Source organism: Lentilactobacillus dabitei, assembly GCF_019061365.1.
Taxonomy (GTDB): domain Bacteria; phylum Bacillota; class Bacilli; order Lactobacillales; family Lactobacillaceae; genus Lentilactobacillus; species Lentilactobacillus dabitei.
Genome location: NZ_JAHPPD010000018.1, coordinates 1 through 12904, shown reverse-complemented (window position 1 = coordinate 12904; position 12904 = coordinate 1). Strand labels below are relative to the sequence as shown.

17 protein-coding genes are annotated in these 12904 nt (G+C 37.4%); 15 read left to right on the top strand and 2 right to left on the bottom strand.

What is annotated here, in order from left to right; all coding sequences use genetic code 11:
* Window positions 1–200 precede the first annotated feature (200 nt).
* The 13 genes from KTE19_RS04390 to KTE19_RS04330 all read left to right on the top strand — a co-directional run bounded on the left by KTE19_RS04390 (window position 201) and on the right by KTE19_RS04330 (window position 9365).
* Window positions 201–509: a hypothetical protein gene (locus KTE19_RS04390; RefSeq protein ID WP_217341703.1), complete on the top strand. Its 309-nt coding sequence runs from the start codon at window positions 201–203 to the stop codon at window positions 507–509.
* A 77-nt stretch (window positions 510–586) separates the two neighbouring features.
* Entirely contained in the window at window positions 587–1039 is a 453-nt protein-coding gene (locus tag KTE19_RS04385; RefSeq protein ID WP_217341702.1) for a hypothetical protein, read from the top strand.
* A gap of 6 nt (window positions 1040–1045) precedes the next feature.
* A complete protein-coding gene (locus KTE19_RS04380) occupies window positions 1046–1378 on the top strand; it encodes a phage head closure protein (protein WP_217341701.1) in 333 nt (110 codons plus the stop codon).
* 4 nt (window positions 1379–1382) lie between these two features.
* Window positions 1383–1790: an HNH endonuclease gene (locus KTE19_RS04375; protein ID WP_217341700.1), complete on the top strand. Its 408-nt coding sequence runs from the start codon at window positions 1383–1385 to the stop codon at window positions 1788–1790.
* Window positions 1791–2066: 276 nt separating this feature from the next.
* Window positions 2067–2546: a phage terminase small subunit P27 family gene (locus KTE19_RS04370; RefSeq protein WP_008855273.1), complete on the top strand. Its 480-nt coding sequence runs from the start codon at window positions 2067–2069 to the stop codon at window positions 2544–2546.
* 101 nt (window positions 2547–2647) lie between these two features.
* Window positions 2648–4363: a terminase large subunit gene (locus tag KTE19_RS04365; RefSeq protein WP_040470581.1), complete on the top strand. Its 1716-nt coding sequence runs from the start codon at window positions 2648–2650 to the stop codon at window positions 4361–4363.
* The gene (locus tag KTE19_RS04360) at window positions 4323–4517 is read left to right on the top strand and encodes a hypothetical protein (protein ID WP_040470560.1); all 195 of its coding nucleotides are present in this window, start codon (window positions 4323–4325) and stop codon (window positions 4515–4517) included. The genes KTE19_RS04365 and KTE19_RS04360 overlap by 41 nt, the downstream gene beginning before the upstream one ends.
* Window positions 4518–4529: 12 nt before the next feature.
* A complete protein-coding gene (locus tag KTE19_RS04355; protein WP_008855276.1) occupies window positions 4530–5624 on the top strand; it encodes a phage portal protein in 1095 nt (364 codons plus the stop codon).
* Window positions 5614–7197: a phage major capsid protein gene (locus KTE19_RS04350; RefSeq protein ID WP_008855277.1), complete on the top strand. Its 1584-nt coding sequence runs from the start codon at window positions 5614–5616 to the stop codon at window positions 7195–7197. Before KTE19_RS04355 ends, KTE19_RS04350 begins: the two co-directional genes overlap by 11 nt.
* 63 nt (window positions 7198–7260) lie before the next feature.
* The gene (locus KTE19_RS04345; RefSeq protein ID WP_008855278.1) at window positions 7261–7533 is read left to right on the top strand and encodes a head-tail connector protein; all 273 of its coding nucleotides are present in this window, start codon (window positions 7261–7263) and stop codon (window positions 7531–7533) included.
* A gap of 228 nt (window positions 7534–7761) precedes the next feature.
* Window positions 7762–8121: an ArpU family phage packaging/lysis transcriptional regulator gene (locus KTE19_RS04340; protein WP_217341699.1), complete on the top strand. Its 360-nt coding sequence runs from the start codon at window positions 7762–7764 to the stop codon at window positions 8119–8121.
* 73 nt (window positions 8122–8194) lie between these two features.
* Window positions 8195–8719 carry a Panacea domain-containing protein gene (locus KTE19_RS04335; RefSeq protein WP_040470562.1) on the top strand — a complete coding sequence of 175 codons (525 nt, stop codon included), beginning with the start codon at window positions 8195–8197 and terminating at the stop codon, window positions 8717–8719.
* Entirely contained in the window at window positions 8694–9365 is a 672-nt protein-coding gene (locus tag KTE19_RS04330; protein WP_008855281.1) for a hypothetical protein, read from the top strand. The genes KTE19_RS04335 and KTE19_RS04330 overlap by 26 nt, the downstream gene beginning before the upstream one ends.
* Before the next feature lie 326 nt (window positions 9366–9691).
* Here KTE19_RS04330 and KTE19_RS04325 read toward each other — a convergent pair whose 3' ends face one another.
* The gene (locus KTE19_RS04325) at window positions 9692–10843 is read right to left on the bottom strand and encodes a site-specific integrase (protein WP_217341698.1); all 1152 of its coding nucleotides are present in this window, start codon (window positions 10841–10843) and stop codon (window positions 9692–9694) included.
* Window positions 10844–10897: 54 nt separating this feature from the next.
* The gene (locus KTE19_RS04320) at window positions 10898–11794 is read right to left on the bottom strand and encodes a helix-turn-helix domain-containing protein (RefSeq protein ID WP_217341697.1); all 897 of its coding nucleotides are present in this window, start codon (window positions 11792–11794) and stop codon (window positions 10898–10900) included.
* Between the two features lie 104 nt (window positions 11795–11898).
* On the opposite strand from KTE19_RS04320, the gene KTE19_RS04315 reads away from it, so the two are divergent.
* Both KTE19_RS04315 and KTE19_RS04310 read left to right on the top strand, forming a co-directional pair.
* Complete coding sequence (locus tag KTE19_RS04315) at window positions 11899–12132, top strand: hypothetical protein (RefSeq protein ID WP_217341696.1); 234 nt, start codon at window positions 11899–11901, stop codon at window positions 12130–12132.
* Between the two features lie 5 nt (window positions 12133–12137).
* Entirely contained in the window at window positions 12138–12437 is a 300-nt protein-coding gene (locus KTE19_RS04310; protein ID WP_217341695.1) for a hypothetical protein, read from the top strand.
* Window positions 12438–12904 lie beyond the last annotated feature (467 nt).

Here is a 12904-nt window from a genome sequence, read left to right as displayed (position 1 = left end):
ACTTGTACCACATGTACCGGTGAACAAATTGCAGTGATATCAACGGTTACAACGATGCTGGCACATGTACCACTACATGTACCACTTGTACCATGTAAAAAAATAGACTCATTGAAAAAGAATGAGTGGATTTAAACTTCCGAACCATTTAAAAACAAGTGAGTAATTGCACAGTTTCGAAATTAAAGGAGTTAATTAAAATGAAAACAATCAATAAGCAAATGCAACGCAAATTAATCAGCACAGAAAAGAAAGTTAATCGTTTAAGAATTTTAAAGCTATTTGAAATAGTTAAACAAGTATATCCGGCTCGTTTGGTTAAGGAAGAAGAAATAATTATTACCATTCCACATACTGATGCAATCATCGATTTATGGTGTAATAGTGACATGAAAATTCATATCGAAATTGGTAACGATAGAAATTTTTTAGAATCGATCATTCATGTTCACACCATCTGGGAAGCAGCTCAGAGGGTCAATGGGTTATTTAAAGAATATGGTAAATAAAAATATTTTCGAAATCAATAAGCCTAGTACCAGTAATTATATTAGATACATGGAAACAGAAGTGGAGGAAAAACGCCATGAATAAAGCAAAGGATTATTTAGACAGCAGTCGACTGGCATTATTGGATTGGTTAAAGAATGCGCAGGCCAAACACATTTGGAAATTTAAATGTCCTGTTTACGAGGATGAAGCCACGTTTAAAGATGTTGATGATCCCAATCTATTCTTTAAGTTAACGTCTAATGAACAAATGGAACTGTTCAACTGGTGCGTGACAGTCATGGTTAAAACACAAGCAATTAATCGTAATCATACGTCGTATGGAATAAAACATTTATTTGAGAAAGCGCCACTTGGATTTTACGTTACTAATGGTGCGTTCAAAGGTGCAATGTTGTTAGCTGGGTTTACGGCTAGTGGTATTGAATCAAATAACTGGAATTTTAATGTTTCTGAAAAGTCCTTTAAATCATATGGAGTTCAGTCCAGCTATATTAGTGATCGGGTTAAATACTTTGTAAGGAGATAGGCCACAATGAAAAAATATAACCTTGCTCGCTTAAATAAACGAGCTGAGTTTGGCACATATACTGAACAAATTAATGAAAATACTGGTATGTCTCAGCAGACGTTTCAACCGAGTTTTAGCTTATGGTTCGGTAATTATACCCAAACAATTCAAGAGCAGCTAACCTTAACTGGTAATAACATTACGAACTCAAAGATGATTGTAATTCGGCATAACGATCAGGTTAATGGCATCTATGTTGTTAGGATAGGCGAAGACTTGTTTAAAGTAAGTAATATTGCTAGTGATGATGGCATTGATTCATTTGATGTGATTACCCTGGTTAAATACGGGGAGTGATTAGATGGCAATTCCTACGCATTATTGTGGTCATCCTGGTTGCCATGAAATAATTCCATACGATGAACGATATTGTAAAAGACATCGACACACGCGAAATAAGGAAGTTTACCGTGAACGGAACACCAATCTTCACGAAAAGATGTTTCAACAATTTTACCGTAGTACACCATGGCGGAAATTATCCAGGAGATGGCTAGAAAACCATCCAGTATGCGTTGAGTGTTTAAGGGAAGGCGTAATCCGTAAGGCTGATGTAGTAGATCACGTTGAAGAAATCCGCGATGACTTTTCGAAGCGATTTGATGAAAACAATCTCCAAAGTCTTTGCCATTACCATCATATAATCAAAAGTAAACGTGAACGTGAAAAGAGAATGGCAAATAAAAAATTGACCGGGGGCCATCCGTAAATGGCGAAAGAGCGGTGCCATACCTTCGTTTTTAATAAAAATGCCGTTTTAAACTTACTAAAAATCAGTGATTTTGTTTTATTACCAAAATTTCTTTCATTAAATGTAATATTTTAATCGTTATATTTTGAGGTGGTTGTGGTAGTATATAATTGGATTATTAGTACCTTTTTTAAAATAATGTGTTATAATTTAATAGAATAGAAAAGTTCGATTAAAATTAGCCACTATTGTTTAAAGCAATAGCGGCTTTCTTATACAAAAAAATCGAAAGGAGTGCCTAAATTGCGGCAAGTTAAAGACTTAGAAACGGTTAAATCTCATTTATCCGAAGAAGAAAAATTTCAAAGAAAGGATATGCAGGCATCAATGTTTGCCTATCCTGAACTTAATGTAACGCCACCTGGCTGGTTACATGGATCTGCCATTACTGAATGGAATCGAATTGTCCCGTATCTGAAAGCTAACACGCCTATTAGTGAATTAGACCGATCATTGTTAGCCACGTATTGTGAAGACTATCGATTAATTCAAGCTGCCGAAGCGGACTTAAAGAAGCATGGGATTGTACAAACGGGTAAAACCGGTGTGCGAAAGAAAAATCCCTATGTTGATGTTTTGTCGGCAGCTACCAAAGATATGAAATCATTAGCTAATGATTTAGGCATGAGTATTGGATCGCGGGCTCGAATGGAATTAAACAAGGCTAAAACCAAAGAAACACCTAAAGATAAATTTGAAGAGGCTATGAAATGAATAGAGAAGAATTAAAAAACATGGGGGTTAATGAAATTGATGACGTAGCAGATTTTCTTGCATACAATACAGAAATATTAGACTTAGATGAAGTAAATGGTATGTATTTATCTACCAATTTGATTTATGTTAAACAGGTTTTGCATCATGAAATTACTGTTGGTAAGAAAATCGAGTTGGCTATCAAACGCTTTGTTAGTGATTTAAATCGCTCAATTAATGAAAAAGATTATCCATTTTATTTTGATGGTCATCAGGCCGATAGCGCCATTGAATTTATTGAGTTACTTCCCAAAACTGATGGTTCAAAGCTAGAATTACAACCCTTTCAAAAATGGATTATCGGTGAATTATATGGTTGGCGTGAAAAATCAACTGGTGATCGGCGATATGATAGAGCGTTCATTTCGATGGCTAGAAAGTGCGGCAAGACGTATCTAGCTAGTTGTTTTGCAGCACTTGGATTAATTAAAGAGAAAGTACCAGCGAGGAATCGGCAGGTATTGTTTGTTGCCAATAGCGCGAAGCAGGCACGGTTGGGATATAACATGTTGTCTTCGGAATTTGAACAAGTCAGAAAACAATCACCATATGTGCGAACCCGGGTAAAAGTTCGGCGAAATAAGATTACGGATAACCTCACTGGTTCAACATGCCAAGCATTGTCGGCTAATACAAATACTTTGGAGGGGTATGGTGCCTCTACGGGGATCTTGGACGAGTTCGATCAGGCTAAGACGAGAGCTACTTACACCGCTCTACAAACTGGTCAAACAAATGTGCCAAATTCCTTATTGATGATTATTTCCACATCCGGAGTTAATATTAATTGTCCAATGCATGATGAGTATGAAATGCTGACCGATGTTCTTACTGGTAAAACGAAAGCTGATCGTTACTTCATTGCTATTTGGGAGTTGGATAAACGTGAAGAAGTATTTGACCCCAATAATTGGATTAAGGCCAATCCGTTACTTTGCGAACCGACTGTTAATAAAAGAATGACCACTAAATTAAAGTCTGACTTGGATCTGGCTGTTAAACAAAACAATTTAATTCCATTTTTGAGTAAGTCTATGAATATGTGGGTGCAAGCCTCTGATGATTCCTATATCAGTGCTGATGATTGGAGTAAGGGAAAGCTTAAAAAAATTCCTGATCTGAATAACCGTGATGTATTTATTGGCATTGATTTATCGAAGAGTAACGATCTGACAGCAGTTAGTTGGCTGGTACCAATTGGTAACGGTCAGTTTTATTGTGACAGTCATTCCTGGGTAGGAACCAAGTACGGATTATCAAGCAAGATTAAGCGTGATGGCATCGACTATCGTTCTATGGAACGAGCCGGCGAGTGTTCGATTACCAGATTGGATAGTGGCATTATTGATTACGATGAGGTGTTTGAGTATATCCAAGAACTAGTTGGTAAATATAATTGGAATGTCAAAGCCATCGCTTATGATCCGTACAATTTTACGGCACTTTTAACCAAGTTTGAAAAGGATAATTATCCGCTATTTGAAGTGCGCCAAGGCGCTATTACACTTAATATCCCAACTAGAGATTTTCGCGACAAATTATACGACGGCAAAATTAAGCATAATGGCAACAAGATTCTGGCCTATGCGGTCAATAATGCTATTTTGAAAGTTGTGAATAATGGTTGGCAACTTGATAAAGCCCGTAATAGTAACCGAATTGACCCGATAGCGGCGTTAATCAACGCGTTTGTTGCCGGTAAAGATTATTACCGAGAAAGTGAGGATATCAGTCATGCAAACAGTTATTACGAAAGTGACGACTTTTCTTTCTAGCTACATTCAAACAATTTTATTAATCCTGGGGTTGATGGTTATTATCATTGGCCTGGCTGGTATCTTGGGATTTTATATTGCGCTAATCTTTGCTGGCATTTTCCTGGTCGTTTTAGCGCTTTTAATTAATTACGAAAAAAATAAACAAAAGTGAGGTGATATATATATGAGTTTCTTTGTCAAAACCAACACCACTAATGATGATCCATTTACCGATGCCTTGGTTAGTCTTTCAAGCGATGATCCATATACGTATGTTTCGATTTCAGCGCTGCGTAATAGCGATATTTTTACTGCTATTAATATTATTGCTGGTGATTTAGCCGGCAATCCAGTATTATGCGATACGCCTATTTTTAACACTATGATTAACCAAACTCCTAATTCCAATATGAGTGGTTACAGCCTCAAGTATGCTTTGGCTGCTAATATGCTTTTGAATGGAAATGCGTTTGCTGAAATCCGTGGTCATGACTTAATTTTCATTCCCAATAGTCAAATGACCGTAACACAAGACGATGTGAGTGGCCGGTTAACCTACACTTACTCACCTGATGGTCAAACTAAGCGCGTCATTACGCCTGGTAGCATTCTTCATTTTAAGTATTTCACTAAAGATGGTGTCAGCGGAATTAGTCCGCTGTTTGCTTTAAGAGATGAACAACAAATTCAGTCGGCCAGCAATAAATTATTGACTGGCTTTTTTAATAGTGGCATTCATGGTACGAAAGTTGTTCAAGTTCACAAGGCTGAATTAAGTAAACAGGCAAAAGATAATGTTCGCAAACAGTTTGACGAGGCAACGACTGGTACCAATGCCCTGGGGACTATGGTGATCGATGACAGTATGGATGTTAACAATTTAGAATTAAACACAGATGTATTGAAACTGGTTAATTCTAATGATTGGACAACTCGCCAAATTGCCGAATGTTTTCAGCTTCCAGTTGAGCGGTTGGGAGTTGAAAATGAACATTCTAACCAGGAACAAAGCAATTTACAGTACATCCAGTCTTCATTACAACATTATATGGATTGCATGACTAGTGAATTGAGTTTTAAACTAGGACATCAATTTGCGTATAACACGGATAATTTACTAAGCCTGGATCCCCAAGCGCAGCAAAAACAAGCTGTTAACGGTTTTATTAATGGTGTTTTAACTAGGAATGAAGCCAGGGCTAAGATCGGCTTGAATCCAACTGATGATGGTAATATTTTTGTCAATGTAAATAAAGGAGTTGATAATCGTGCAGAATAAACAACATTTTACGCTAACTGCTCAGCTAAAAGCAGAGCAGCGTGATGCTATTCCAGATGAACCAGAGAATCCGGAAGATAATAAACAGCCAACCACTGCGACCCAAGTAGACGGGAAACCAACTATTTCAGGTTATGCAGTGGTTTTTAACAGTCCTTCATTAAAAATGAGTACCGATGATGGGACTGATTTTGTAGAACTGATTGATCCAAAGGCTTTAGATGGATTAGATCTATCTAAATTAGTGCTTTTGAACAGTCATAATTGGGCACAACCGTTGGCTAGAGCAGATAATGGGACACTGACAACTGAAATTGATGATGTTGGTTTAAAGTTTACTGCTGAATTGGATCCAAGCGTTAGTTATGCGATGGATACCTTCAACAATATTAAAAATGGTGTAATTGGTGGTTGCTCGTTTACGTTTGATTTAGATAATTTTGGCGATTCTTGGACACAGGATACGGCCACTGGCCAAATTACTCGGACAATTAACCATATCGATGATTTATATGAACTAACCACAACAGCAATTCCAAGCTATGGCCAGACTAGTGTTCAACAGGTAATTCAAGTTGAGAGTCGCAGTTATGAACAATTTATTGAAAATTCTAAAGAAAAGAAGGATAACAAAATGACAGAAAAGAAAATTATTGATCCTAACGATCCAGAAAAGAACCATACTACCGAAAAGCCTAAAACCGAAGTACGTTCATTTGAGGATTACATTCGTTCACATGGTGAAATGCGAGACGGTGTAACAACCCAAGGAGCCTCAGCGGTTATTCCTAAGGAATTAATTACACCGGTATTCCAATTAAAGACTTCCCGATACAACTTGGCACAATACGCAACGGTTAAACAAGTTTCATCTGGTTCTGGGACTTATCCAATTGCTACCAGTCAGCAAACCGCAGTGTTGGCCACCAAAGATGAACTAGCCCAAATGGCTGACATTAATGCGAATATGTTTACTAATGTTCCGTTTGACGTTAAAACACGAGCAGGGCAGATTGCTTTATCGAATGAAGTTGTTGAGGATTCTGAAGTTGATATTGTCAGCGAAGTTAAAAACCAATTGCAACAATTGGTTGATAACACGGACAACACGCAGATTATGAGCTTGTTAACGGGAACCAGTTTCACCAAAGCAACGGCTGCCAATATTGATGATCTTAAAAAGATTTTCAATGTGACGTTAGATCCTGCTTTGAGCAAAATGTGGTTAGTGAACCAGTCCGGGTTCAACTACCTTGATACCTTGAAAGATTCCGATGGCCGTTACCTGTTACAACCGAACCCAACGGCACCCAGTGGCTTCACCTTGTTAGGGGCGCCAGTCGTCATGATTAGTGACAAGTTGCTGGCCAACAACGTCGACGGGACGTCCCCAATGATTGCGGGGGACTTATCACAAGCGGTGGCGGTTTTCCGGCGTAACCAAGTAACCGCCCAATGGGACAAGTTCGACCAGTTTAGCCAAGGGCTTTCCGTCATTGTGCGGAACGATTATAAAGTGATTGATAAGACCGCTGCAATCAACGTGGCGTTAAAAACCACGCCTGGTAAATAGGATTTCAAGGGAGTGTTAAGCTCCCTATACATAAATGAAAACCGATAAAGGATGTGATTAATAATGGCTGTTACGGTTAACGACATAAAAAATAGTTTAAGAATCGACGTTACTAACGACGATGATATGATTCAAACATATTTAAATACCGCCACTGACTATGTCATTAATGCGGTGGACAGTTCCAAGAGTGCCGATGATTTTGCTGGTTATGAACAGTTTGATTTTGCAGTTTCTTTACTAACCCAATTCTGGTATTCTAATCGGAATATTGATATGCAAAACACGCCTTATCAGGTAGTTAGCATGATTCAACAACTACGTGGAATAGTTTAAAAAACTATGTAATCTAGTCTAATAAATGATATAATGTAGATGTAGTGAGAGATCACTATACCGGCCGGTTTATCCGTGCAAGATAATTGATTATTGTAGGTCGATTCAATTGCTATCATCTAACACAATTAAGCATCATCAGCTTATTTAAATCCAAATTAAGCACGGGAAACCGTGCTTTTTGTGTACATAGAGATCTTTTGAAAAAATATAGGAAGAAGTAATCATATGCGTGAAGATATTAAACAAATTCGAGATGTACTAAAAGAATACGCAAAGCTAAAAAAAGAGCTGGCTAATTTTAGCCAACTCGCAAGTCCAGCAATGGACAGTGTTTCGTGTCATGTTCATAAAAATGGTGTTGAAAATAGTCTGGTGCATTATACTGACCAGGCTTATAAAGTTAAAAAGATTGAGGATGCCCTCAATTCGATTGATGATCCGCGATACCAATTCATCCTACACGATTACATTATGAATAAGCAATACAGCCGGGTGGAAGCCAGCCGGAAACTGGGGGTTTCTGTGAGGGGATTCAATAAAATTAAGAATCGTGCACTCGAAAGGGTTAAAGAAGAACATAATTAAATTTTAAAATGTTTGTGACTAACTATTTTTTATATGTTAGCATTAAGTAAATAAGATAGTTAGGATGGTTATTATGGATACTAAAGATTACTTTTTTGATTCCATTGATACTCTCATAAGTCATATAGTTAACTTTTTAGATAATCCAACACCACTTAAAGTGCAAAAATCATTATATTTTCTTTGGGCTTTTTATGCGGCAACGTACGGTAATATTGACTATGACGAGGAGACAGATTTTTCAAAACAAGAACAATATCCACGTAGACTATTTAAAGCTAATTTTGAGGCTTGGTCTTATGGACCCGTAATAAACAGTGTGTTTGCAGAATATCATCAAACTAATGGATTTAAAGGTGTTTCAGATGGATACGTCGAATCAGAGATTAGCGATCCAAATGAAAAAGAAGTATGGAGCTTTATTAATGATTTACTAGCCCAAATAAATAAGGTTAACGATTTTGGATTGGTAGAAAGATCTCATCAAGATAGTGCTTGGAAGAATGCTTACAAAGAAGGCCAGAGGCATTGTCAAATGAATAATGAGGATATAAAGAGGGACTATATGAACTATGTCAACGAACAGTCCAAGATTTAATACCAAACTGATAACAAAAGTTACTAAACCCAGTATTTCATCTGGTCTATCATTGATTAATGGTCCAGCAAATGTTTTGAATGCTCACAATGCGCAAGCCAGAGTTTTGTTTTTACAAACATGTAAAAAGAGTGTGAGGTTACCTCATGTTTCATTTTCAAATTATGTACCAAAGAGATTTTTTCTTCATGATTCATCATTAGAAACTAATTTATGTACATTATGTAAAAATCCTAATATATTGCAATGTGATTTAACATCGATTGCATTTAACCGTGAAAATAGTGATCGAATTAAAAATATCATGGATAAGATACTTGGTGAAGATAAAGTGAACGAATATTTAGACGTGGTGTATGAAACATATATCAATTGTGATGATACACTAGATCAACGTGGACAATTCAGAGTATTTCTTATTTATGCAATTAATAATCCGGGTGATGTTGAGAATGAAGAAAATTGGTTAGTGGCCTTTTTAATCGATCCATTTCACTTGGTTTGTCCTGTTGGATATCATAATATAAGTAAGAAAGAATCCATGAGGAAAAAGTACAATCAAATTAAAGGTTATAATGAGGATTTAGGAACCGTATTTAAAAAAGAATTTAAAAATATAGATTTTAAGGAATTAAACATAATATAAAAACTGCTAGCCAAAATGGCTAACAGTCACTGCTCCGGCAAGTATGAAGTCGCTATAATGGCGGCTTTTTTATTATATTTTTGGCTTACCATTTGGCTTACTTTTATTGAAAACCAATGACACTAAATGACAAGTCAAAATTGCATTAAAGCACAAAAAAACCAGTAACCACGGAGTTATTGACATCACGTGACAACTGGTTAAATACTGTTAGTGGGCAGTCAGGGTATTGAACCCAACTTTTTGAAAACCCACTAACTTGCAGCATTCAGACAGCTTTTTGCCAAAGTAATTCTTAAAATGCTTACCGATTTGCTTACCATTGCCTAAAAATTAAGGTAATTTGCTAACTTTTCGGCGGCTTGATTATCTTGTTTCTTGGTAACGTGAGTATAAATATTTAATGTCGTTTGCGCATCTTCATGACCTAACCGAGTTTGAACTTCTTTGATCGTTGCCCCAGCCGCAAATAACATACTGGCCGAGGTGTGACGAAAGCCATGCACGGTAATCTTTTTTAGGTTATGCGCCTTGATAATCTTGTTCAGCCATTTAGCGGGTGTATTAAGCGACTTAAACCCGTTCTTGCTGTTAGCGAAGATTAATTGACCACGTTGCAGCGTGTTGAAGCCCAACATTAGATAGTCACGTTTTTGCCGGGTGCGCCATTCTTTTAGATAGTGCAGGGTAATTTTATCTAAGGCAATGGTTCGTTCACCCTTTTTAGTTTTGGGTGGTTGAATGATCTGCTTACCACGCATCCCCTGCGTTAAAGTTTTGTCGATGCTTAGAGTGGACTTGCTGAAATTGACATCATTCCAAGTTAAGGCCAAGCATTCACCCCGACGAACGCCAGCAAATGCTAGTACCCGGAATAACGTGTACTTCTCTAATTCTTCTTTGGGATCAATGTAACTAAAAAATTGAGCCAGTTGTTGCTTATCCCAGAAGTTCTCTGGCTTTTCACCCCAAGTTTCTTTACGTTTGGGGATGATGATCATCTTGGCCGGATTGTCACCGTGCATATAACCGTGTTTGAGGGCGTAATCAAAGATTGCCATGGTATATTCATACCAGCGTTTGTAATTGTAGTTAGCTTGCTTAAACCATTTGTTAACTGCTCGTTGAACTTGGGCAATCGTGATTGTGCGAATTCGTTTGTTGCCCAACTCTGGCAAGATGTGATTCTCAAACATCCCCGCAGTTCGGCAATACGTACTAACTCGAACCGTGTTAATATACTCTTGGTACCATTGTTCATAAACTTGTCTAAACAGAATATTATTTTCCTGATGGAAGTCACCACGACTAATTGATAATTCCAATTGATTAGCCGCTAAGGTGGCTTCTTTTTTTGTTCTAAAGCCTCGTTTCATGATGCGCTTAGGTTTACCAGTTTGCGGATCCAAACCAGCGTAAACCTGAAATACATAGCGTTTGTGACCATTCTTTAACTGATAGCTTGTAATACTTGCCATGATTATCGTTCCTTTCGGCGCCAGCCCGTGAACGATATGTAAGTAAGCAATTAATTAAAGCATCTTGATAAGCATTGAACCGTATTGATCTAAAGAAGATTTGATTGATGCAATTTTTTTCTGAATATCATACTCAGTCAAATTTTCTTTTAAGGGATGGCCTTCTGAATCAAACATAGTTTGAAGATCCATTAAAGGGAAATCTATATTATGCGTATAAAAATTTTCCATTTTTTTATATTCTGGGTGTCGCCTATTTCTTTCCTGATTTACTTGTTCATTAAACCATTTAACTAAAAAAGAAATTGTATCTGAGTTAAACCAGTGGTCATGATTAATAGGGAATTCTTTATCAACATCTTTAGTTAGTTTTGAAATAAATAAATTCAAATATTGCGGCAATATACTAACAACAGCCTTTTGGAATTGATCAAAGTCTTCAAATTTATCAAATAGCTTAGATGTAGTTGCATCTAGTAGTTTAGCTTTATCTGGATAAAAGAGTGTCAAATAGTCGTCTAAAGACCGAGTTACGTCAAAATCACGCCATTCTACATAATCGTTGGCACTTGTGTCAAGTAAATCAGCAAAGTCATCATAGAATTCATTATCATACAGAACTTTGAGATCTTCCTCGTCGTGCATATAGGGACTGTACAGTCTTCCTAAAAGGTCTTTAAGTTCTTTTTCCTTTTCTTTCAAAGTAAGTTCATAACCCCGAATACGATCTGGCCGGGTATCTAAAACAGCAGCTAAAATGTTCAAAACTCTATCTTTTGGCTCAATAACACCGGATTCCCATCGTGAGATTGTCGTAAAGCTAGTATGTTTTATTTTTAAATGGTTCTTGTCGATGTAACTGTTAAAAAGTGTTGCCAGTTGCTTTTGAGTATAGCCCTTCTTTAGTCGCTGAGTTTTTAATCTACTAACATGATTTGAACTTTGAGCCATATATATCACCTCTTCTTCATAATTAGACCACTTATTTGCTTTAAATGCAAATCTTGCTTGCACTTTCTGCAAGCTTAGAATACCATGATTCTAGGTTGCAAAAAATGCAAACGGAAGAAGGCGTAGTGATGGAAAAAATATTTCCTAAGGACTCCCAAAACAAGTTACTTATAAGTATGGCAATTAATAAGTTGAATCGAAAAGAGTTGTCGGTAGCTGTCGGTATTTCAATGCCAACTACAAGAAAATTATTAAGTCACGAGGCACCAATTATTGTTAGTGAAAGAACATATCAATTAGTTCAGGAATGGCTTATCAATAATTCGGAAGGGAAGTGACGAATATGCAAGAACCGTTAAAAGTGGCCTTAACCGATGAGGATAGCGAGAAACTCAAGCGTGAAGTGTTTGCTGTCATGTCGGAAGCAGTTCAACAGGTACGAGATAACGCCATCCAAGCACCCGAATGGTTACGGGGCAAGAAATCCGTAGCCCGTTACCTCTCAGTTAGTACAGAGACAGTAACCGGAATGGTTAAGTTGGGATTGCCAGAGCATCATACGAGCGCATCTCCTAACATTGCCTTCTTTAAGAAGTCCGAAGTTGATGCCTTCATTCTAAACGACGGTTTTATCAATCAATAACACAAGTCGCCAGCTCGTGAACTACCGTCAGAATGCAAGGCAAAACAAAGACCCATCGAATTGAATCAACGGGCATCAGAGAAATAGAGATGATGAAATCAAGTAAACAAAAGTGAACAGAAGTCCCTTTAGTATCGCTACGCAGCAAGGGATGAGAAGCCAAGTATCCCTAAGAAAATGCTGGAAAATACTGGATTTTGAAGGTGCTTGATGTTCACCTAACCATGGAATGCTGATCTAGCGCCATTGGTGACAGAAAAGGCATCACAAAACGCCACATAAATCAATCACTTGAAATCAACTTTAATTACCATTGCCTGTATTTAGGGCACATTGTTCCACCCTTAAAAAAGGGTATAAAAAATAGGCCGCATTACTTTGGCGAGTTGAGGTGTACCCCAAAAGTTAAAGTAAATATTTGCTTGTCTTTCCTAGGCGGCACGGAGTCGATAGCTTATCGGCGCTGT